The sequence below is a fragment of the Roseibium aggregatum genome (genome assembly GCF_014692675.1).
In the GTDB taxonomy this organism is placed as follows: Bacteria; Pseudomonadota; Alphaproteobacteria; order Rhizobiales; family Stappiaceae; genus Roseibium; species Roseibium aggregatum_C.
Genome location: NZ_JABFCZ010000025.1, coordinates 79,840 through 100,760 on the forward strand (window position 1 = coordinate 79,840; position 20,921 = coordinate 100,760).

The 20,921-nt window shown below is 62.6% G+C and carries 19 protein-coding genes; 11 read left to right on the forward strand and 8 right to left on the reverse strand.

Going from position 1 to position 20,921, the window contains the following annotated elements; translation table 11 throughout:
* The first annotated feature begins 85 nt into the window (after window positions 1-85).
* The 7 genes from fahA (at window position 86) to HK439_RS20950 (ending at window position 7,977) form a co-directional block, all read left to right on the forward strand.
* Window positions 86-1,354, forward strand: coding sequence for a fumarylacetoacetase (gene fahA / locus HK439_RS20920; RefSeq protein ID WP_190293425.1), 1,269 nt, complete (start codon window positions 86-88; stop codon window positions 1,352-1,354).
* Window positions 1,355-1,390: 36 nt separating this feature from the next.
* Window positions 1,391-2,350 (forward strand): MBL fold metallo-hydrolase, encoded by a 960-nt coding sequence (locus HK439_RS20925; RefSeq protein WP_190293426.1) that lies wholly within the window; start codon window positions 1,391-1,393, stop codon window positions 2,348-2,350.
* Window positions 2,351-2,361: 11 nt separating this feature from the next.
* On the forward strand, window positions 2,362-2,736 hold the full coding sequence (locus HK439_RS20930) for a hypothetical protein (protein WP_190293427.1): 375 nt from the start codon (window positions 2,362-2,364) through the stop codon (window positions 2,734-2,736).
* Between the two features lie 118 nt (window positions 2,737-2,854).
* A complete protein-coding gene (locus HK439_RS20935; RefSeq protein WP_190293428.1) occupies window positions 2,855-4,465 on the forward strand; it encodes an FAD-dependent oxidoreductase in 1,611 nt (536 codons plus the stop codon).
* A gap of 11 nt (window positions 4,466-4,476) precedes the next feature.
* Window positions 4,477-4,686, forward strand: coding sequence for a DUF2783 domain-containing protein (locus HK439_RS20940; RefSeq protein ID WP_190293429.1), 210 nt, complete (start codon window positions 4,477-4,479; stop codon window positions 4,684-4,686).
* A 36-nt stretch (window positions 4,687-4,722) separates the two neighbouring features.
* A complete protein-coding gene (locus HK439_RS20945; protein WP_190293430.1) occupies window positions 4,723-5,265 on the forward strand; it encodes a VOC family protein in 543 nt (180 codons plus the stop codon).
* Window positions 5,266-5,502: 237 nt separating this feature from the next.
* Window positions 5,503-7,977 (forward strand): methyl-accepting chemotaxis protein, encoded by a 2,475-nt coding sequence (locus tag HK439_RS20950; protein WP_190293431.1) that lies wholly within the window; start codon window positions 5,503-5,505, stop codon window positions 7,975-7,977.
* A 13-nt stretch (window positions 7,978-7,990) separates the two neighbouring features.
* On the opposite strand, the gene HK439_RS20955 is transcribed toward HK439_RS20950, so the two are convergent.
* The 5 genes from HK439_RS20955 to HK439_RS20975 form a co-directional block, all read right to left on the reverse strand.
* A complete protein-coding gene (locus tag HK439_RS20955; protein ID WP_190293432.1) occupies window positions 7,991-8,866 on the reverse strand; it encodes a hypothetical protein in 876 nt (291 codons plus the stop codon).
* Between the two features lie 339 nt (window positions 8,867-9,205).
* Complete coding sequence (locus HK439_RS20960) at window positions 9,206-10,156, reverse strand: 3-keto-5-aminohexanoate cleavage protein (protein ID WP_190293433.1); 951 nt, start codon at window positions 10,154-10,156, stop codon at window positions 9,206-9,208.
* Window positions 10,153-11,100: a 3-hydroxyacyl-CoA dehydrogenase gene (locus tag HK439_RS20965; protein WP_190293434.1), complete on the reverse strand. Its 948-nt coding sequence runs from the start codon at window positions 11,098-11,100 to the stop codon at window positions 10,153-10,155. The genes HK439_RS20960 and HK439_RS20965 overlap by 4 nt, the downstream gene beginning before the upstream one ends.
* 180 nt (window positions 11,101-11,280) lie before the next feature.
* Window positions 11,281-11,784 carry a hypothetical protein gene (locus HK439_RS20970; RefSeq protein ID WP_190293435.1) on the reverse strand — a complete coding sequence of 168 codons (504 nt, stop codon included), beginning with the start codon at window positions 11,782-11,784 and terminating at the stop codon, window positions 11,281-11,283.
* Window positions 11,785-11,900: 116 nt separating this feature from the next.
* Window positions 11,901-12,287: a DUF302 domain-containing protein gene (locus tag HK439_RS20975; protein ID WP_190293436.1), complete on the reverse strand. Its 387-nt coding sequence runs from the start codon at window positions 12,285-12,287 to the stop codon at window positions 11,901-11,903.
* Between the two features lie 365 nt (window positions 12,288-12,652).
* Here HK439_RS20975 and pdhA point away from each other — a divergent pair, with 365 nt between their 5' ends.
* Genes pdhA through HK439_RS20995 form a run of 4 tightly spaced genes read left to right on the forward strand, consistent with a single transcriptional unit; the run spans window position 12,653 to window position 16,951 of the window.
* Complete coding sequence (pdhA, locus tag HK439_RS20980; RefSeq protein ID WP_235988042.1) at window positions 12,653-13,738, forward strand: pyruvate dehydrogenase (acetyl-transferring) E1 component subunit alpha; 1,086 nt, start codon at window positions 12,653-12,655, stop codon at window positions 13,736-13,738.
* 1 nt (window position 13,739) lies between these two features.
* The gene (locus HK439_RS20985) at window positions 13,740-14,720 is read left to right on the forward strand and encodes an alpha-ketoacid dehydrogenase subunit beta (protein ID WP_190293437.1); all 981 of its coding nucleotides are present in this window, start codon (window positions 13,740-13,742) and stop codon (window positions 14,718-14,720) included.
* Window positions 14,711-15,835, forward strand: a complete 1,125-nt coding sequence (locus tag HK439_RS20990; RefSeq protein ID WP_209011967.1) for a dihydrolipoamide acetyltransferase family protein — start codon at window positions 14,711-14,713, stop codon at window positions 15,833-15,835. The genes HK439_RS20985 and HK439_RS20990 overlap by 10 nt, the downstream gene beginning before the upstream one ends.
* A gap of 15 nt (window positions 15,836-15,850) precedes the next feature.
* Window positions 15,851-16,951, forward strand: a complete 1,101-nt coding sequence (locus HK439_RS20995; RefSeq protein WP_190293438.1) for a Glu/Leu/Phe/Val family dehydrogenase — start codon at window positions 15,851-15,853, stop codon at window positions 16,949-16,951.
* A gap of 6 nt (window positions 16,952-16,957) precedes the next feature.
* Here the strand turns inward: HK439_RS20995 and HK439_RS21000 are convergent, their stop codons facing one another.
* From HK439_RS21000 to HK439_RS21010, 3 genes are all read right to left on the reverse strand, one after another.
* Window positions 16,958-18,193 carry a cytochrome P450 gene (locus HK439_RS21000; protein WP_190293439.1) on the reverse strand — a complete coding sequence of 412 codons (1,236 nt, stop codon included), beginning with the start codon at window positions 18,191-18,193 and terminating at the stop codon, window positions 16,958-16,960.
* Window positions 18,190-19,464, reverse strand: coding sequence for a cytochrome P450 (locus HK439_RS21005; RefSeq protein WP_190293440.1), 1,275 nt, complete (start codon window positions 19,462-19,464; stop codon window positions 18,190-18,192). The genes HK439_RS21000 and HK439_RS21005 overlap by 4 nt, the downstream gene beginning before the upstream one ends.
* A 75-nt stretch (window positions 19,465-19,539) precedes the next feature.
* Complete coding sequence (locus HK439_RS21010) at window positions 19,540-20,826, reverse strand: cytochrome P450 (protein WP_190293441.1); 1,287 nt, start codon at window positions 20,824-20,826, stop codon at window positions 19,540-19,542.
* Between the last annotated feature and the right edge of the window lie 95 nt (window positions 20,827-20,921).

The following is a 20,921-nucleotide window of genomic DNA, read 5'->3' on the forward strand; positions in this document are numbered from 1 at the left end:
GTTCGCGACGCCGGTCCGTTGCCTTCAGCGGACCGGTTGAATCAGGCCGGACCGCGGAAGACGAAAAGAGTTTGAGAGGTCACACATGCCCCTGATGCGCAGCTGGGTCTCCAGCGCCAATTCCGCGGAGACCGAATTTCCGCTGAACAACCTGCCTTGCGGCGTTTTCGCCACCGGCAACGAAGCCCCCCGCTGCGGTGTGGCGCTCGGCGACCGGATCGTCGATGTCGCCGGCCTCGAAGCAGCCGGTCTTCTCAAGCCCGGCGGAGACGCCAAGGTGCTGAACGTTCCCTACTGGAACGATTTCATGGCGCTGGGGCAGGCGGTCTGGGCCTCCTTCCGCGCCGAGCTGTCAGCACTTCTCGCCGAAGGCTCGGCGAAGCAGGCCGAAGTGGAGCCGTTCCTGGTGGCAATGGCCGATGCCACGCTCTACCTGCCGTTCAAGGTCGCCGAATACACCGACTTCTATGCCGGCCGGAACCACGCCTTTAACGTCGGCACCATGTTCCGCGGTCCGGAAAACGCCCTGCCGCCGAATTGGCTGCATATCCCGATCGGTTATAATGGCCGCGCATCGTCCATCGTTGTATCGGGAACCGACATTCGCCGCCCTTGGGGCCAGCTGAAGTCGCCGGACAAGGACATGCCGGCGTTCATGCCTTCGCGCCGGTTCGACATCGAACTGGAAATGGGCGCCATCGTCGGCCAGCGTTCCGAAGGCCCGGTCACCGTCCAGGAAGCCGACGACATGATCTTCGGCTACGTTCTCCTGAACGACTGGTCGGCGCGCGACATCCAGGCCTGGGAATACCAGCCGCTCGGGCCGTTCCAGGCCAAGGCGACGGCCAACACGATCAGCCCCTGGATCATCACCAAGGCAGCACTTGAGCCGTTCCGTACGTCCACGCCGCCGCGCGAGAAGGAACTTCTGCCTTACCTCGCCGAGCCGGGCCCGATGCTCTACGATATCCCGCTTTCCGTCTCCATCCAGCCGGAAGGCGCGAAAGAGGCTTACGTGATCGCGCGGACGAACTACAAGGAAATGTATTATTCCGCGGCCCAGCAGCTGGCCCATCACACCACCGCCGGTTCGCCGATGAACGTCGGCGACCTGCTCGGCTCCGGCACCATTTCCGGACCGACCAAGTCGGAGCGCGGCTCGCTCCTGGAACTGAGCTGGGGCGGCAAGGAGCCGATCGAGCTGCCGGACGGCTCGACCCGGACCTTCATCGAGGACGGCGACACGCTGACCCTGTCGGGCGCGGCCGAGGGCGACGGCTACCGCATCGGCTTTGGCGATTGTGTCGGCAAGCTTCTGCCGGCGCTTGAAGACCCGTACGCCCGGAACAAATAAAATCCGGATCACGAGAGATCTCTAAAGGACAATCAGATGAGCAAGAAATTCGCATCCCAGGGCGACATGGCGGAAAAGAAGATCTCCTTCACCGAGATCGGCAAGGACCTTTGGGCGTTCACCGCCGAGGGCGATCCGAACACCGGCGTCATCATCGGCGACGACAGCGTCATGATCGTCGAGGCGCAGGCAACGCCCGAACTCGCCAACAAGGTGATTGAGAAGGTGCGCTCCGTTACCGACAAGCCGATCAGCCACCTGGTGCTGACCCACTATCACGCCGTGCGCGTGCTGGGGGCTGCCGCCTACAAGGCCCCGACCATCATCATGAGCCAGAAGGCCCGCTCCATGGTCGTCGAACGCGGCGCGGAAGACCGCGAGTCTGAATTCATGCGCTTCCCGCGGCTGTTCATGGGCTATGACGATATCGCCAAGGTTCCGCCGCTCACCTGGCCGACCACGACCTTCAACGACCGTATGACCGTCTATCTCGGCAAGCGCCGCGTCGACCTGCGCTTCGTCGGCCGCGCCCATACGGCCGGCGACATCGTCATCCACGTTCCGGACGCGAACGTCATGTTCACCGGAGACATCGTCGAGTACCACTCCGCCTGCTATTGCGGCGATGGCCACTTCAACGACTGGCCGGGAACACTGGAAGCGATCCGCTCCTTCGATGTCGAGGCGATCGCGCCGGGCCGCGGCGACGCCCTCGTCGGCAAGGACATGGTCAACAAGGCGCTCGACGCGACCGCCGACTTTGTTACATCTACCTACAAGCCGGTGGCGCGCATCGCCCAGGGCGGCGGTTCGCTCAAGGAAGCCTGGGACGCCTGCCGCGCCGAATGCGATCCCAAGTTCGCGGATTACGCGATCTATGAGCACTGCTTGCCATTCAACGTTGCGCGCGCATACGATGAAGCGCTGGGCATCGACACGCCGCGCATCTGGACCGCGCAGCGCGACGCGGACATGTGGGCACAGCTTCAGGGGTAAGAGGTATCGCGATGTTTGAGGGTTGGACCCTGTTCGACTACGCCTTGCTGGCGTGGATTGTCACAGCGTTCATTCTCTTTACATTCGCGGGCCTTCTCCAAATGCCCGAAAACGAAAAAAGGATGGCCGAAGCGGCAAAGCAAAAGGGAACGTCGAAACCTCGTCTGATGATACCTGGGAGATTGTACATCACCTCTACAAAATACGGTATCCTTGGAGGTTTGAGCTTTGTGATGTTCACGTCGGGCTTTGCTACATTTTTGTGGCGTCAGAGTGGCGGGCAGGGGGATATGCTCCCTGTCATCGTCTTTTATCTCTTTGCCGCTTATGGCCTCTGGCATCTGGTTCGGGCCATTCGCGCGCGGATGAACGGCAAGACCGGATAGTCTCCATCGCCGAAAAACCCTCAAAATTACGCAGTATTCCGGACCAGAAAAGACTTGCATCAAATTAGTTGCGAACGTAACTAATTACCCGGAACACAGGGAGGCCAAGGGAGGCCATATGTCTAAAATCTTCGAAACGCCGCTCTATCCCTATCAGCGGTCAGCCGACCAGGACGCGAGCCAGCCTGTCCGTCATCCCGTCATCGTCATCGGTGCCGGCCCGATCGGCCTGGGGGCCGCGATCGACCTGGCCCAGCAGGACGTGCCCGTCCTGGTGCTCGACGACAACGACAAGGTGAGCTGGGGCTCGCGCGCCATCTGCTTCGCCAAGCGTCCGCTGGAAATCCTCGACCGGCTCGGCTGCGGCGACCCCATGGTCGACAAGGGTGTCGTCTGGAACACCGGCAAGGTTTTCTTCGACGAGCGCCAGGTCTATGGCTTCAACCTGCTGCCCGAAGAGGGCCACAGGCGCCCGGCCTTCATCAACCTGCAGCAGTACTATTTCGAGCTCTATCTCTACGAGCGCCTGCGGGAACTGGAAGCGGAAGGCAAGCCGGTCCAGATCCGCGGCGGCAACAAGGTCGTCAGCGTCACGCCGAAGGACGACTACGTCGCGCTTACCGTGGATACGCCGGACGGACCGTATCAGCTTGAAACCGACTGGCTGATCGCCTGCGACGGCGCCGGCTCTCCGACCCGCGCCATGATGGGGCTCGACTTCATCGGCCGGGTTTTCGAGGACAACTTCCTGATTGCCGACGTGGTGATGAAGGCGGATTTCCCGACCGAACGCTGGTTCTGGTTCGATCCGCCGTTCAACCGCAACCAGTCCGCACTGCTGCACAAGCAGCCCGACGATGTCTGGCGCATCGACCTGCAGCTTGGCTGGGACATCGACAAGGAAGAAGAGAAGAAGCCGGAAAACGTCATTCCGCGCCTGAAGGCCATGCTTGGCCCGGATGTGGAGTTTGATCTGGAATGGGTGTCGATCTACACCTTCCAGTGCCGGCGCATGGAGAAGTTCCGCCATGGCCGGGTGATCTTTGCCGGCGATGCCGCCCACCAGGTGTCTCCATTCGGCGCCCGCGGCGCCAACTCCGGCCTGCAGGACACCGACAATCTGATCTGGAAGCTGAAGCTGGTCATGGACGGCAAGGCGCCCGAAAGCCTGCTCGACACCTACGACTGGGAGCGGGTCTACGGCGCGGACGAGAACATCCTGAACTCGTCCCGTTCCACCGACTTCATTACGCCGAAGTCGGAGGTCAGCCGCCAGTTCCGCGATGCGGTCCTGGATCTGTCCGAAACGTACGAATTCGCCCGTCCCTTCGTGAACTCCGGCCGCCTGTCGGTGCCCTGCACCTATGACGGCTCGCCGCTCAACGGCCCGGATGCGGCAGGACTGCCCGTACGCACCCGGCCCGGTTCCCCGGCCGTGGATGCACCGGTCTCCGGTGGCTGGCTGCTCGACCGTCTGGGCGACAAGTTCCAGCTCTTGGCGATCAACACGGAGGTTCCGGCAAACCTGGAAGAAGGCGGGATCGCCATCGAAGGTCTGTCGCTGTCCACCGGCGACGATCCGAGCGGCGCGCTGAAGGATCGTTATCTCGGCAAGGCGGCATCTGCCGTCTACCTGATGCGCCCGGACCAGCATGTGGCAGCCCGCTGGACCGCCTATGACGAAACGGCCGTTCGGGCCGCACTCAACACCGCCACCGGCCGCGCCTGAGGAGGAAGATCATGGCACATCTGAACACCAGCGCGAACATCGCCGGTCCGGACGATTTCTACGCCGAACTGCTTGCCACGCACGAGGGCCTTTCCAAGGCGGAAAGCGACGCCCTCAACGCCCGGCTGATCCTGCTGCTTGCCAATCACATCGGCGACCGGGCGGTACTGACTGAAGCGCTCGCCGCCGCGGCGCATGCGCCTGGAGGGGACAAAGCCTGATCGGTCTTTGAGCCGACATACTGGAGGAGCAATCCCATGAAGATCGAGAAAATTCACCACGTCGCCTATCGCTGCAAGGATGCGAAGGAAACGGTCGAGTGGTACGGCAAGAACCTGAACATGGACTTCATTCTGGCGATTGCCGAGAACCATGTTCCCTCGACCCACGAGCCGGATCCTTACATGCACATCTTCCTCGACGCTGGGAACGGCAACGTGCTCGCCTTTTTTGAGCTGCCGACCAAGCCGGAAATGGGCCGCGACCCGAACACCCCGGCCTGGGTCCAGCACATCGCCTTCAAGGTCAAGGACCGCGACGAGCTGCTGGAGTTCAAGGAGAACCTGGAAAAGAACGGCATCGAGGTGCTCGGCGTCACCGACCACTCCATCTTCCATTCCATCTACTTCTTCGACCCGAACGGCCACCGCATCGAGCTGGCCTGCCCGGATCCGGAAGAAGACAAGATGCTGAAGAAGCTCGACGCGGTGAAATGGGACATGCTGGAGGAATGGTCGAAGACCAGGAAGGCCCCCAAGCACGCCGCCTGGATGCACGAAAAGGAACTGTCGGAAGTCTGACGATCCGATTTCTTTTGAATGACACAGCCCGGATAACGCATCCGGGCTGTTTTGTTTTGGTTGGGTTCAGCGAAAGTTGCGCAGAAATTTTGTGCACTGCAGTAGCTAGATCGTTGATCCCGTTGCGTCAGGCGGTTGCCCATTTTTTCAACTGTCTGAAATGACTGTGTTTTTTCACCATTTGTTTATGGCTGCGGTCCTGTAGTGCCCCTGAATTTCCGTTCTGGAGGGGTACTTGTGAACTGGTTGTTGAGGCCACTGGGCCATCTGCGGTTTTCCATCAAGGTCGGCGGCGGTTTCGCCGCAACCACCATTCTGACCGCAGCCGTCGGGCTGGTCGGAACGCTGGCCATCGTCCAGTTGCGCGATCAGTCGGACCTGAATGCCAGGGCGACGGCGGTCATGGCGAGCCTGCAGGAAGCCTCCGCGGACCAGAAGGCCTACCTTTCCGATCGCACCGGGGAGCGCGCCACCAGTGCTCTCGCCCAGATCGACCGGCTGCGCGAAGACCTGACGGCTGTCGGCAACGGAATGAGCGACGGTTCGCCGGAAAAGGCGACGGTCACCGCCGCTGTCTCCAGGGTGGACAGTCTGACGAGCGAGTTCAGGAAACTGGTCGACAGCAGCACCGCCCAGACGGACCAGGCGGATCGTCTGACCCAGTCCGCAGGCCGCCTGCAGGCGATTGCCAACCAGATTGTCGCCGAAATGGAAAAGGCAAAAACCGCGGCATCCGACAAGGAAGCGGCTGCCCTTGCCAACCTGACGGCAGCCGATGAGCTGGGCCGGGCAATGTCATCGATCCGCGAGGGGGCGATCCTGCTGGAAGGGATGTTCCAGAACGAGGCGGATCAGGGTGCCTCCGATGCGGTCGTGACCGCACAAGGGACAATGGCGAGGAAAACCCGCTACAAGGCCGCGCTGAAAAAGGTTGAAGAGCTCACCGAGGAGGTTCGCTGGGCCGCCGGAATGACGGTCGAGGGCGTGAACGCCGGCATGCTGGATGGGATGACGAAAATGCTCGGCGACTTTGAGGGCGCCCTGAAAGACGCAATCGCCAAGGCCAATCCCTTTACCATCGACAAGCCGGACGGCAGCCTTGCAGGGAAGGCCAGGACGATTAGCAACCGCACGAACATGATACGCGGCCTGATCTACGGCGTTATCGATTCTGCTCAAGGAGCCTCGGTTTCCAGCCGAAACCAGTTGGCCCGCGTCGAAGCGGTCGCAAAAAGCGGCAACAGCCTGTTGCAGGCAACGCTGGAGACGCGGTCGGCGACGATGGAATTGCTGGCCGGTTTCGGCCAGACGACACCGGAGACCGTCACAGCCGATCTCGAAAAGCTGCGCGCCACCCTGGCAAAGCTTGAAACCAAGGCCAAGGGCTTCTCTCAGCTGAAGGAAATTCTGGGCCAGATCGCAGCCGAGGTGGACGGATATGAGGCGGAATTCGCGGCCATGCTGACGGCGCGCGACAATTTCCAGGCCGCGTCGGCCGAGCTGACGCAGCTGTCCGATCAGGTGCGGACGCAGATTACGGAGATGGCCGAACAGCAATCGTTGGCCTCCTCCAGGCAGGCGGATACCGCGTTGGTGCTGATTGGTGCGGCAATCGTGGCGGCCATTGCCGTCAGCATCTTGCTGGCCTTTACCCTGACCTTCGTGATTGCCGGCCCGATCCGCCGGCTGACCGACGTCATGGCCCGGCTTGCCGGCGGCGACACCGATGTGGAGATCCCCTCGACCGGTCAGCGCGACGAGATCGGCGCCATGAGCCGGACCGTCCAGGTGTTCCGCGACAACGATCTGGAACGGCAGCGCCTCGAGGCGCAGACCGAACAGGCCCAGGCCCGTCAGGCCGACCGCCAGGCCCAGGTGGATGCGCTCATCGCCGGGTTCCGCGACAGTGTTCAGGGGCTGCTGGGCTCGCTCGACGAGACCGCCCAGGACATGGACTCAACCGCAAGGGCCCTGAGCGACATGGCCGCGCGCAGTGCCGAACAGGCCTCGAACACGGCGACCGCCAGCGAGGGTGCCAGCATGAACGTTGAAAATGTGGCCGGTGCCGCCGAAGAGCTGTCCGCCTCCATCGGCGAAATCGGCAGCCAGGTTCAGCGGACGACGGATATCGTCTCGTCCGCGACCGATGCGGTGCGCGACACCAACGGCAAGGTGCAGGATCTGGCGGAGGCCGCGAACAGGATCGGCGAAGTCGTCACCCTGATCCAGGCCATCGCCGAGCAGACCAATCTTCTGGCCCTGAACGCAACCATCGAAGCCGCCCGGGCCGGCGAGGCTGGCAAGGGCTTTGCGGTCGTGGCCGCCGAAGTGAAGGAGTTGGCGACTCAGACCTCGAATGCGACGGAGGAAATCTCCTCGCAGATCGCGGCGATCCAGGGTTCGACCACCGACGCCGTCAATGCGATTTCGGCCATTTCCAGCACCATGGAGGAAGTGGACGGCTATACCCAGTCGATTGCCTCGGCGGTTACCCAGCAGGGGGCCGCCACCAACGAGATTTCCGGTAATGTCCAGCGCGCCTCGGAGGGAACCCGGGCCGTGCAGGACAACATGCACGATCTTGCCGAAACGGTGGAGCAGACCCAGGCGGCATCCGGTTCCGTCCTGACGGCAGCCGGGCACCTGGGCCAACGCAGCGAGGCGCTGAAGGGCGAAATCGAAACCTTCCTGGAGCGGGTCGCAGCCGCCTGACGGCGACGCCCGCCTATCCGGACTTCAAACGGCGGCAATCACCCTGCGAAACACGGGTGCTTGCGACCAGCCGATCGTCCGGATCCCAGTATTCGTACCAGACGGTCCAGCCCCGGTCCGCGATCAATCGCTCCTGACACCAGTACTTCGCCAGCTCTGACTTCAGCGTGTCTTTGAGCCAGGATCGGATCCGGTCGCGGTCGAGGTCGGGGCCGGATATGCCGTATTGATAGTAGATTGCCTTTTCACCGGCATCGGGTTCGATCTTTTGGAAGGTCGAGGTTTCGGCCAGCTGGGTGGGCAGGGGAGCGGCGAAATCGAAGTCCCCTTGCTCGATGCGTGTCGCGATCCGGATTCCGGCGAGCTTCTCGGCGATGATCGTGTTGACCGGACCCGATAAAAAGAAGACGGCAATCGCACACAAAATGATGAGGACACGGGCCGGGACAGCGGCCGGAACGTAAGGCGGCCGTTCGGGAGCTTCTTTCGGCGGTGCGACCATGAGCCAGATATTGGCAAATGGCACGATGCCCAGGAGCGCGCCGCCACGGCTGAACCCGGCATCCTTCGCCCGCAGGATGGCGGCACGGCTGTAGACTGCACCTGCAATGGCTGACAGGACTGGCTGGCTCAGGAAATAGGAAGCTGGCGGATTGCCTTCGAAAAGCTTCACCGATCCCAAAACGGAAAGCGCGACGAGGCCCACGTAGACGAGCGGGATGACGGCCTGCCAGACCACATACATCATCCTCGAGCCGCCATTCGAGGTGATTGTTTCTTCGTTCAGCGGTCCTGTTTTCCGCAAATAACCGTAGGCCGTATAGGCGAAGAAGCCGAAGATGAGGGACAGGAACAGAACGCCACGGCTGGTGAGGAATTCGTAGGTCAAAGAACGGCCCCCGGCGGAGATCGAAACTCTGCGAAATATGCAACTCCGGCAGGATACCGTAAAACCGCGGCAATCACGAGATGGGACGGAAGGCGGGCTTTCGCAGACATTTGGTCCGAAACTGTCCGCTTTGCAGTGGAACAGAGTAGGTCGAAGCCTCTCCCCGAACTGTCACCCCGGGCGAACGCAGTGAGACCCGGGGCCCACTCGCTTCCAGAGCCGTTGTTCTCCCGACCAAAACTGCGGCAAGTGGCTCTGCGAGTAGGCCCCGGCTCAAGGCCGGGGTGACGGTTGTTTATGAGGCAGGGCCGTGCTCCCTTCTCCCACTCAAGCGCCGTTTTAAAATGCGACCTTGTCGCCGCCTTTCAGGGACAGGATCTCGCGTGCCTCGTCCGGCGTGGCGACTTCGAGGCCGAGGCCCTCGATGATCTTCTTCGCCATCTTCACCTGATCCGCATTGGATTCAGCGAGCTTTCCCCGTCCGGCCCAGAGGCTGTCCTCCAGCCCGACGCGGATGTTGCCGCCAAGGGCCGCCGCCTGGGCCGCGATCCGAAGCTGGCTGGAGCCGGCGCCCAGCACAGACCAGCGGTAGTCGGAGCCGAACAGCCGGTCGGCGGTGCGCTTCATGTGCTGGACGTCTTCCGGATGGGTGCCGATGCCGCCGAGCAGGCCGAACACGGACTGGACGAAGAACGGCGGCTTGACCAGGCCGCGGTCCACGAAATGCGCCAGGTTATAGAGGTGCGAGATATCGTAGCATTCGAACTCGAAGCGCGTCCCGTTCTCGTAGCAGGTCGAAAGAATATACTCGATGTCCTTGAACGAATTGCGGAACACCAGGTCCTTCGAGCCTTCAAGATAGGGCTTTTCCCAGTCGTATTTGAAAGTCTCGTATTTCTCCGCCATGTGGAAGAGGCCGAAGTTCATCGAGCCCATGTTGAGCGAGGCGACTTCCGGCTTGAAGGTCGCCGCCGGCAGGGCGCGCTCCTCCACCTTCATGAACGGGCTGCCGCCGGTGGTGATGTTCAGCGCGGCGTTGCACGACTGCTTGATGCGCGGCAGGAAGCGGGCGAAGCCTTCCGGGCTCTGGTCCGGCTTGCCGCTTTCCGGGTCGCGCGCATGCAGATGCAGAATCGCGGCGCCTGCTTCGGCAGCAGCCAAGGCCTCCGACACGATCTCGTCAGGTGTAATCGGCAGGTGGGGCGACATGGTCGGCGTATGGATCGACCCGGTGATGGCGCAGGTGATGATGACCTTGCCCTTGCCAGTGTTCCCTTTTGCAGTACTCATTTGCCGATTTCCTCCTCAGCCTTGCGCTTGTGGGCCGCGAGCGCCATCAGACGGCGGTCGCGCCATTTCTGTCGGTCGACCAGGCTGTCCGCGGGAAGCTGTTCCCGCCGCTCGGCCTCGATCGTGTCGAGGACCGGTCCGGCCCAGTCGACGCGGTATTTCATCTGCTCGAACATGTTCGCGAACATGCCCTGATAACGGGTGGCGTAGTCCCGCACACCTGCCGGGGCATTCAGGTCGATGGTCTCGAACGGGCCCATGAACGCCCATCTGGCCGCAAGGCCCTCTCGGATGCCGATATCGACGTCCTCTGCGCTGGCATAGCCGTTCGCCACCAGCCGGAAGGCCTCTTCCAGGAGCGCGCCCTGCATGCGGTTCATGATGAAGCCGTCGATCTCCTGCTTCATCATGATCGGCGACTGGCCGGCTCCGAGCATGATCGCCCTTGTCTTCTCCATCGCCTCCGGCGAGGTCCATGGCGCCGGGACGACTTCCACCGCCTTGATCAGATACGGCGGGTTGATCGGATGGGCGACGAGACACCGGTCCCGGTGTTTGAGATGGGCGGTAAACGTCGACGGCAGGAGGGCCGACGTGGAACTGGCCAGGATGGCGTCAGGAGGCGCCAGCTCGTCAAGGCGGGTGAAGATCTCCCGCTTCACCTCGACCTGTTCCGGCGTGTTTTCCTGAACGTAATCGCCGCCCTCAAGGCACCTCGCCAGATCGTCTTCGGCGCTGATGCGGGCCAGAACGGCGTCCGGTTTCTGGCCGTTCAGAAGGTCATGGGCCTGAAGGTCCTCCAGCACATCGGCGATATAGGCGATCGCCTTTTCCGGCTGGTGCGGTTCCTTGTCCCAGAGCACCACGTCGTGCTGCGCGCGCGCAAAGCTGATGGCCCAGGCCCGGCCGATAAAGCCCGAGCCCACGATTGCGATTTTCGCCAAGTTAAGTCCTCCCGACCCGACCGGATTTTACGGCGAAATCATCCGCCGGAATCCGTTTCAAGGCGCCAGCAAAGCAAACCGGCGGACGGAAGAAAAGCCATCAAAAAGACAAAACGGTTCGCTGTCCGCTTTTTCATTTGAGGAAGCATCCGGCGATCGGGGGATCAGGAACCCAGCCGGTCAACCCGCCTGCAAATCCGCAGAGCTGCCGGACATTTCCGTTCCCGATGCCCCGCAGTTTCTGAGTTGCAACAGCATGTCCGTCAGGGTTGCGCCGATCTGTTTGATTGCGGCCTCGGCAACCGCCGGGCGGGCATCGCCGATTTTGACAACGGCGGCTTTCAAGTTCGTCAGCGTGTCGTTGAGCTCCGCGATCTGTGTCCGCAGCGGACCATCGTCATTCTGCTTTGCCTCGGCGAGGTCGGTCCGAATGGTCTCCATCTTCTCTTCAAGAGAAGCGAGCTTCGTTTTCAAGGCTTCCGGCGTCATGCCGAGTTGGCTGACGGCCTTTACGGTCAGATCTGCGGCCAGGTCCGCGCCCGCCGTTTCGAACCGGTCGATCGCCAGGATCGCGAGGACGGCGGCGACAATCACCAGGATCGCCGTCGCATTGATGAGGGCGAGCAACAATTGTCCGGGAAGCCGCCTGATCCGGCGGCCAAGTGTCTGATCCTGCGCGCTCATCATGCCGCTCCTGCATTTCCACGGGATTTCGAAACTTTCGCACAGCTATGCGAGTCGAAAAACCGGAATATGCAGGACAGGCATTCTGCGCGCGTTGGTTGCTCGAACTGGCAGCGTCAGGCCGCGTCCACGGCCTGCTGGAGCATGTCGCGGACCTGGGTCGCTACGGCCTTGAGTTGCGCATTGTCGATCGCCGCCATGGAGGCTTCGGGATCGATCGCACTGACCTCCACGCCGCCATCGACCGCCCGCAGGATCACATTGCACGGCAGCATGGCGCCGACTCGCGGTTCCATTTCGATTGCCTTGTGGGCCATCGTCGGATTGCACGCGCCGAGGATGAGGTAGTGCTCCATATCCACGTCGAGCTTCTTCTTCATGGTCGCCTTGACGTCGATTTCCGTCAGCACGCCGAAGCCTTTATCGGCAAGTGCTGCGCGGACCCTCTTGTCTGCGTCCTCGAAACTCACGCCGGAAAGAATGCGGTTGTAGGTGTAGCTCATGTTCAGCCTCTATTTGCTCAGGTTTTTGACCAGTGCCAGAACCGCCAGCACGACCAGAACGATCAGAAGCAGCATCCAGATGCCGCCGAATCCGAAACCCATCATCGGATTGTCCTCATAGTTTCTGTTTCCCGAAAATGGCCACAACGAGACGCTAGGGTCATACCCGTTGATTTCGTTCGGTCTTCAATTTCGGCTGCCCGCCTCAGTCACAGAGGTAGGGGTTCCCCCCGCTGGAAGGTCAAGCACCGCCACCATACAGAATGATGACACTGTCGGTTTTCGCGTTGATCGACGTCAATGGCAGCAGGTTGCATCGGTGGGAGGATGTAACAGTGCCGCTCTTAGGACGGGAATTGATCGGTATGTCTGACGATAGAATGCAGGCTGCGGTGGATGCGGCCGAATTCAGGATCCCATTCAAACGTTATCTGTCCGCCGACGGAACGCTGGCGGATGCCGCGCCGGGTTTTGCGTCCGACAGAAGCGAACTGGTCCGGCTCTATGAGGGCATGCTCAGAACGCGCGCCTTCGATACGGAGGCGATCGCGCTGCAGAGAACCGGCCGGCTCGGCACCTACGCCTCCTCGCTCGGCCAGGAAGCGGTTGCCATCGGCGTTGCCGCGGCCATGCGTCCCGAGGATGTGCTGGTGCCCTCCTTCCGCGAGCATGGCGCGCAGATCTGGCGTGGTGTCCGTATGGAGGAACTGTTTCTCTACTGGGGCGGCGATGAACGCGGCTCGGATTTTTCCGGACCGAGGGAGGACTTTCCGGTCTGCGTTCCGGTCGGCACCCAATATTGCCACGGGGTCGGCGTCGGCCTGGCGTTCTCCCTCAGGCATGAGGACCGTTGCTCGGTCGTTGTCGGTGGTGACGGCTCCACATCGCGGGGCGATTTCCACGAAGCGATGAATATGGCGGGTGTCTGGAAAGTGCCCGCCGTTTTTGTGGTCAACAACAACCAGTGGGCCATCTCGGTGCCCCGGGCCGCGCAGACGGCGGCACAGACCCTGGCGCAAAAGGCCATCGGCGCCGGCATTCCCGGCGAACAGGTCGACGGCTGCGATGTGATCGCGGTGCGCGATGCGGTCGAACGCGCGCTCGACCGTGGCCGCAGAGGCGAGGGGGCGACGCTGATCGAATGCCTGACCTATCGCCTGTCCGATCATACCACCTCCGACGATGCCACGCGTTACCGGGAAGATGCGGAAGTCAGCAGCCATTGGCCCGAGGAACCGACCGTGCGTCTGCGTACGCTCCTGACCGAGGCGCATGGCTGGAGCCGGGACGAGGAAGAAGCCTTGCGCAAGGAGATCAACGGCGCGGTCAAGGCAGCCTCGGACGCCTATCTCCAGATCGACCCCCAGCCCGCCACGGCCATTGTCGACTACACCTATGCCGAACTGCCCACGGACCTGAAGGCCGTGCGCGACCAACTGGCGGAGCGCTGAGATGGCCGAGCTCACCCTTGTCGAAGCGGTCAGATCCGCCCTTTCAAAAGCCCTGGAGGAAGATCCGGCGGTCGTCGTCCTCGGCGAGGATGTCGGCATCGACGGCGGCGTGTTCCGGGCAACGGACGGCCTGTGGCAGCATTTCGGGTCGGGCCGGGTGCTGGATACGCCCCTGTCGGAAGCGGGCATCGCCGGAATTTCGGTCGGCCTTGCGGCCCAGGGCATGAAACCGGTCGCAGAAATCCAGTTCCAGGGCTTCATTCATGCGACCCTGGACCAGATGGCCAATCACGCCGCCCGGTTGCGCAACCGCACCAGGGGCAGGCTGACATGTCCGATGGTGTTGCGCGCGCCTTACGGCGGCGGCGTGCATGCGCCCGAGCATCATTCGGAGAGCATCGAGGCGATCTTCGCCCATATCCCCGGCCTGCGGGTTGTCATTCCCTCATCGCCTCAGCGCGCCTACGGCCTGCTGCTGTCGGCCATCCGCGATCCGGACCCGGTGGTGTTTTTCGAACCGAAACGGATCTACCGCGCCTTCAAGGAAGACGTGGCGCTCGACGGTGAGGCCCTGCCGCTCGACAAGGCGTTTGTCCTGCGCGAGGGCCAGGACGTCAGCGTGATCTCCTGGGGCGCCGTCACCCGTGACTGTCTGGAGGCCGCTGAAGTGATGGCGGGGGAAGGCGTCGACGCCGAGGTCCTCGATGTGGCGACCCTGAAACCTTATGATGCGGCCACGCTGATGGCGTCCGTCCGCAAGACCGGGCGCTGCGTGATCGTGCATGAGGCGCCGAGGACCGCAGGTTTCGGTGCGGAAATTGCGGCGCGTGTTGCCGAAGAGGCGCTCGATGGGCTGGTCGCGCCCGTCCGCCGGGTGACGCCGCCGGATATCATCCCGCCGCTGCCGCGTCAGGAACAGCTTTATCTGCCGTCGAAGGACGACGTTTGTACCGCAATTCGGGAGGTCATGGCATGGCAGTGATCCAGTTCAACCTGCCCGATCTCGGCGAGGGTCTGACCGAAGCCGAAATCGTCGAATGGCATGTTTCGCCTGGCGACCGGGTGGTCTCAGGCCAGCCGCTGGTGTCCGTCGAAACCGATAAGGCGGTGGTCGAAATCCCGTCCCCCTGGTCCGGGACCGTGAAGGCCCTGAATGCCGAAACCGGCGCGCAGATCGCCGTCGGTGCGCCGCTTGTCGATCTGGAAACCGACCAGCGTGTCGATCAGGGCCAGATCGTCGGAGATCTGGGGGGAAGCAAACCCAAGGGGCCGGAAACTGCCGAAAGCAGAGAGGTGAAGGCTCCCGTCAGAAAGGCAACCGGACATATCAAGGCAGCCCCGGCGGCCCGGGCGCTGGCGCGTGAGAAGGGCATCGATCTGGAAACGGTCACCGGAACCGGGCCGGACGGCACCATTACGCGCGGCGATGTCGAGGCCCTGACCGAAACGGAAATGCGGTCCGGGTGGGAGCCTTTCTCATCATCGCGCAAGGCAATGGCGCGCAACATGGCCGAAGCCGGAGCACACGTCGTGCCCGCAACGGTCCAGGACTGGGCGGATGTGTCCTCGTGGATCGGCGGGCAAGCGGATGTGCTGGTGCGTCTGATCCGGGCCATGGCTGCCGCAGTCTTGGCGGAGCCGGCCCTGAACGCCTGGTTCGATCAGGACACGATGGCCCGCATGCTGCACGAGAAGGTCAATCTCGGTATCGCCGTGGACACGGAGACGGGCCTCTATGTGCCGGTCCTGAAGAATGTCGGGGCGCAGAACCCCCAGCAGATCCGTGCCGAACTGGACCGCCTGATTGCGGCCGCGCGGGCGCAGAGGCTGGGCCGGCAGGACCAGCTCGGGGCGACGGTCAGCCTGTCCGATTTCGGCCCTCTGGGCGGTGCCTTTGCGTCGCTGGTGATCCGGCCGCCGCAGGTGGCGATCCTCGGCGCGGGCCGAGTGAGCAAAAAAGTGGCCTGGGGAGAAAACGGCCCGGAGCCGCGTTCCTGTCTGCCCCTGTCACTGACTTTCGACCATCGCGCCGTCACCGGAGGCGAGGCGGCAAGATTTTTGAATGCGGTATTGCACGACCTGGAACAGCCAGGCTGAGCGGGAGGGAGTTTAATGCCTGGCAGATTTGAATTCGCGGATACCCTGGGTCCGGAAAAAGTCATCGAGATCACGGACCCGAAACGAGGGCTGCGCGGACTTCTGGTGGTCGACAACACCGCCGCCGGACCGGCAATCGGCGGCTGCCGGATGGCGCCCGATGCAACGGCCCAGGAATGTTTTCGCCTTGCCCGCGCCATGACGCTGAAAAACGCCTCGGCGGGCCTGCCTCATGGTGGCGCCAAATCGATTGTTCTCGAGGATCCGAACATGCCGTTGGAGGCCAAAGAGGATCTCCTGCGTGCCTTCGCCAGGGCCATCGGCGAAATCGAGAGCTATATCGTCGGACCGGACATGGGTACCAATGAGACCGTGATGGCCTGGATGCGTGACGAGATCGGCCGTTCGGTCGGCCTTCCCCGGGAGATCGGCGGCATCCCGCTCGACCAGATCGGTGCGACCGGTCTCGGGCTGGCCGCGGCCGCCCAGGCCGCCGAGGAAGTGCTCGGGATCAAGGTCGAAGGTGCGCGGGTGGCGGTCCAGGGCTTCGGCGCCGTCGGCCGCTGGGCCGCGCGTTATCTGTCTGACCGCGGAGCTGTCATCGTCGCGGCCTCCGATTCCCATGGCGGGATTTACAACGCAAATGGGCTGGATGTGGATCGCCTGCTGACCATCAAGGCGGAAGGCAAGAGCGTTTCCTCCTATGTGGGCGGCACCGTCATCGGGCCTGAAGGTCCGATCACCTGCGATTGCGATATCATGATCCCGGCGGCGCGGCCGGACGTCATTCGCGTGGACAATGTCGATCTGATCAAGGCGCGGCTGGTCCTTCAGGGCGCCAATATCCCCGCGGCGGCGGGAACCGAGGAACATCTTCATGCCCGCGGCGTGCATGTGGTTCCCGATTTTATCGCCAATGCGGGCGGGGTGATCTGTGCCGCCGTCGAATATCGCGGCGGATCGCAAAGCGACGCCCTGTCGTCGATCAGGGATCTGGTCTACGGCAACACCATGGAAGTGCTGAAACGCGCCGAAGCGGAGCAGACCCTGCCGCGCACCGTCGCACTCGCCATCGCCGAGGAACGGGTGCGCAAGGCGATGGCGCTTCGTCGATAAGACACCCTATGGGATCAGCCGGACGGGCAGGGACTGCAGGCCGCGCTGATTGGTGCGGTCCGTCCACCAGACGGGCTCGCCGGCAAGCTCGATCCGGGAAAACCGGTCCAGAAGAGCGGTGACGGCGGCCTGGACTTCGAGACGCGCCAGCGGCGCACCGATACACACATGCGGCCCGCCGCCGAAGATATACTGGGCATTGGGCCTGCGGGTAATGTCGAATGCGTCCGCGTCTTCGAACCGCGCCGGGTCCCGGTTGATCGCGCCGATCAGGCCGAGCGCCAGCGATCCGGCCGGAATGACCATGTCGCCGTACTGGAAATCCTCGATCGCCACCCGGAGGATGAAGTTGATGCTGGGCTCGAAGCGCAGCATCTCCTCGATGGCGGTGCGCATGTGCTCCGGCTCGGAGCGCAGCTTGTCGAACTGATCCGGATTGCGCAGCATCGACAGCAGACCGTTGCCGAGGACGTTGACCGTCGTCTCGTTGCCCGAGATCAGACCCTTCATGTTGTTCAGGGTCTCGTCCTCGTCCATGGTGCCGTTGTCCAGCGCTTCCAGCGTCGCATCGACAAAGCCGTTTCCGGGATGATTCCGCCGATCCGCCAGATGGCCGCGCAGGTAGGCCTTGTAGGCGCGTAAGGAATCCAGCGCCTCCTGCTTCTGATCCTGGGTCATCATGATGTCCCCGATCTTGATCAGCGCCTGGTTCCAGCGGGCCATCTCGGCATCCATTTCCGGCGGAATGTCGAACAGGTTCCGCGAGACGCGCAGCGGCAGGTGATTGGCGAAGCCGGTCATGAAATCGACCGGTTCACCGACCGGCAGCGCATCGAGCAATTGCGCGCATTCGCGCTCGATCATCGGAAGCAGCGGCGGGATCTCGGCCGGGCGGAACGCCTTCTCGTAGACATCGCGCATGCGGCGGTGATCGGGCGGGTTGGAGTTGACCATCTGGCGCTGGAACTCGCTGAACAGTTCATAGCTCAGTGGATCCCGGTCCTTGCTCTCCGGCCGGCTCCAGCCGTCGGTCCAGAGCCGCGTGTCGCGCCCCATCTCCGAGGCGCGGACCATGGCGTTGAACGCGTCATGGCCGAGCACGAAATAGATGCCCGAGGCCGGGTCCAGATGGATCGGCGCTATCTCGCGGATCCGCTTCAAGTGCGGATGCGGATTGGAGAGATAGTCCGGATCGGTGAGCATGGTCCACCAATCGATGTCCGCCGATGTCGCTGTGTTCATGTCCCGTTTCCCAGCCGCAAGGGTAATGAGTGAAGTCCGTGCTGATCGCTGCGATGCGTCCACCAGACAGGCTCGCCCGCAAGCTCGATCCGGCCGAACCGGTTCATGAGGGCGGTGAAAGCAGCGCCGGCGGTCATGCGCACCAGCGCCTTGCCGATACAGATATGCGGACCGACACCGAAAACCATATGAGGATTGGGCTGCCGGGCGATGTCGAACACGTCGGGGTCGGCAAAGCATTCCGGATCGCGGCTCGTGGCCGCCACAAGGCCGACGGCCAGCGAACCGGCTGAAATGAGTATGCCCCCGCATTGAAAATCGCGGATCGCGACGCGGATGATGAAACTTCCGCCCGGCTCAAAACGCAGCATTTCCTCTATGGCCGGCCGGAGCAGGCTCCGGTCGGAGCGCAGCTTTTCGAACTGTGCGGGATGCCGAATGAGGGTGAGCAAGCCGTTGCCGACGAGGGTCGCGATCGCCGTTCCCCCTGCCATCAGCGTCACCAGGTTATTGAGGCTTTCCTCTTCGTCCATGGTGCGGTCGGCGAATGCGGCAAGCGCCAGGCCGACGAAGCCTTCTCCGGGCCTGTCGATGCCGGACGCAATCCTTTCGCGCAGGTAGGCCTTGAAGGCGCGCAGCGCAGTTAGCGCATTCTGCTTTTCCGCCGGCGACATCATGATGTTGCCGATCAGGCTCAAAGCTGCGACCCACTCGGCGACCTGTTCCTCCATCTCCGGCGGAACCTGGAAGACGATACGCGCGATACTGCGGGCCAGCGGATTGGCGACCGCCTCCATGAAGTCCACCGGTGCGTCCGTCGGCAAGCCATTGATGAGCCGTCCGCATTCCGCCTCGATCATCGGCATATAGGCCTCGAGATCGGTTTGCCGGAAAGCCTTTTCATAAACATCCCGCATGCGGCGGTGATCCGGCGGGTTCGCATTGGTCATCTGCGGCTGGAACGCGCTGAACAACTCGTAGCTCAGCGGATCCTCATCCCTGTTTCTCGGGCTATTCCAGCCAGCGGTCCACAGCCTCGTGTCCCGGCCCATTTCCGGGGCCATTGCCAAGCGGCGGAATACATCATGGCTGAGGGCGAAGTAGACGCCGGAAACGGCATCGTAATGGACAGGCGCCAGGTCCCGGATGCGCTTCAGTTCCTTGTAGGGGCTTTTCAGAAAGTCCGGATCGGCGAACAGCGCCCACCAATCGACCGGCGACGCAGGGCTGAGTTCGCCGGTTCCCGCGCGTTTCGTGACTGCATCTGGCATGACGGAGGATCTCCTGTGCGTGCCGGACTTCAGGCCGTTCCGGGACATGGGGACCCGGCAATGGCCCGCTTTCCCTCAGGCCACCGTCAGCTTCAGGGGCAGGGACCAGAGACCCCGCTGATCGCTCCGGTCCGTCCACCACTCGGCTTCACCGGCCTGCTCGATCTTGTCGAACCGGTCCATCAGCGCGTTGAAGGCCACTTCGGTCGTCATGCGGGCCAGGGCCTTGCCGATACAGATATGGGCGCCGCCGCCGAAAGAAGAGTGATGGTTCGGCTTGCGCGTGATGTCGAACCTGTCCGGGTCCTCGAACCGCGCCGGGTCCCGGTTGATCGAGCCGACCAGACCGATGGCGAGCGCACCTGCGGGGATGCAGACGTCCCCCAGCTGGAAGTCTTCAACGCCGGCGCGCGGAATGATGCTGCTGCCCGGCTCATACCGCAGCATTTCCTCGATCGCCCGGGGCATGAGGCTTCGGTCGGCACGGAGCTTTTCGAATTCTTCAGGGTTCTTCAAAAGGGTCACAAGGCCGTTGCCCAGAAGGGTCAGCGTCGTCTTGCTGCCGGAAATCAGCATCACCACGTTGTTGAGGGTTTCCTCCTCGTCCATGGTGCCGTCCTCGGCGGCCGCCAGCGCCAGGCTGATCAGGCCGTCGCCGGGATTTTTCCGCAGCCGGTCCAGATGCCCGCGTACGTATTCCTTGAATTCGTGGTTGGACTTTTTGACGTTGCGCTTCTGCTCCGGCGTCATGACGATGTTGCCGAGCCAGCTCAGGTCGGAAATCCAGCCGGCAATCGTTTCTTCCATGTCCTCGGGAATTTCGAACAGCTTGAGCGATATGCGATGCGGCAGCGGGTTGCCGAAGGCGGCCATGAAGTCGAACGGTTCGCCCACCGGCAACTGGTCCAGAAGCTTGTCGCACTCTTGCCTGATCATCGGCAGATAGCGCGCCATGTCCTTTGGGCGGAACGCCCTGTCGTAGACACCACGCATGCGCCGGTGATCGGGCGGATTGGCGTTGATCATCTGCGGCTGGAAGTCGATGAACAGCTCGTAGGTGTCCGGGTCGTTCTTCCGGTTTTCCGGGCTGTTCCAGCCGTTGGCCCAATAGAGCGTGTCGCGCCCCATCGCTTCCGTCTTGGCCATCGCGGCGAATTCCTTGTGGCCCATGACAAAATAGATGCCGGAGGCCGCGTCGTAGTGGATAGGCGCAAGATCCCGGATCCGCTTCAGCTCAGGATAGGGGTTCTTCAGGTACTCCGGATCCGTCAGCATCGTCCACCAGTCGATATCGAACGACGGCGGCAGGGCAGCGCCTGCGGCTTGAGCGGATTCCTGGGTTCCTTGCTGGGTACTGGGCATAGAGGCGCTCCGGAGCCGAATTGAGAAAAATAAAACGGCTTACGACACACTGCCGCGCGTATGCGCCGTCACTACAGACCACTTCGGATCAGATA

Excerpts from the sequence above, each read along its gene's own strand:
- fahA (WP_190293425.1), top strand. The coding sequence starts at position 86 with ATGCCCCTGATGCGCAGCTGGGTCTCCAGCGCCAATTCCGCGGAGACC.
- HK439_RS20925 (WP_190293426.1), top strand. The coding sequence starts at position 1,391 with ATGAGCAAGAAATTCGCATCCCAGGGCGACATGGCGGAAAAGAAGATC.
- HK439_RS20930 (WP_190293427.1), top strand. The coding sequence starts at position 2,362 with ATGTTTGAGGGTTGGACCCTGTTCGACTACGCCTTGCTGGCGTGGATT.
- HK439_RS20935 (WP_190293428.1), top strand. The coding sequence starts at position 2,855 with ATGTCTAAAATCTTCGAAACGCCGCTCTATCCCTATCAGCGGTCAGCC.
- HK439_RS20940 (WP_190293429.1), top strand. The coding sequence starts at position 4,477 with ATGGCACATCTGAACACCAGCGCGAACATCGCCGGTCCGGACGATTTC.
- HK439_RS20945 (WP_190293430.1), top strand. The coding sequence starts at position 4,723 with ATGAAGATCGAGAAAATTCACCACGTCGCCTATCGCTGCAAGGATGCG.
- HK439_RS20960 (WP_190293433.1), bottom strand. The coding sequence starts at position 10,156 with ATGAGTACTGCAAAAGGGAACACTGGCAAGGGCAAGGTCATCATCACC.
- HK439_RS20970 (WP_190293435.1), bottom strand. The coding sequence starts at position 11,784 with ATGAGCGCGCAGGATCAGACACTTGGCCGCCGGATCAGGCGGCTTCCC.
- HK439_RS20975 (WP_190293436.1), bottom strand. The coding sequence starts at position 12,287 with ATGAGCTACACCTACAACCGCATTCTTTCCGGCGTGAGTTTCGAGGAC.
- pdhA (WP_235988042.1), top strand. The coding sequence starts at position 12,653 with ATGTCTGACGATAGAATGCAGGCTGCGGTGGATGCGGCCGAATTCAGG.
- HK439_RS20985 (WP_190293437.1), top strand. The coding sequence starts at position 13,740 with ATGGCCGAGCTCACCCTTGTCGAAGCGGTCAGATCCGCCCTTTCAAAA.
- HK439_RS20990 (WP_209011967.1), top strand. The coding sequence starts at position 14,711 with ATGGCAGTGATCCAGTTCAACCTGCCCGATCTCGGCGAGGGTCTGACC.
- HK439_RS20995 (WP_190293438.1), top strand. The coding sequence starts at position 15,851 with ATGCCTGGCAGATTTGAATTCGCGGATACCCTGGGTCCGGAAAAAGTC.
- HK439_RS21000 (WP_190293439.1), bottom strand. The coding sequence starts at position 18,193 with ATGAACACAGCGACATCGGCGGACATCGATTGGTGGACCATGCTCACC.
- HK439_RS21005 (WP_190293440.1), bottom strand. The coding sequence starts at position 19,464 with ATGCCAGATGCAGTCACGAAACGCGCGGGAACCGGCGAACTCAGCCCT.
- HK439_RS21010 (WP_190293441.1), bottom strand. The coding sequence starts at position 20,826 with ATGCCCAGTACCCAGCAAGGAACCCAGGAATCCGCTCAAGCCGCAGGC.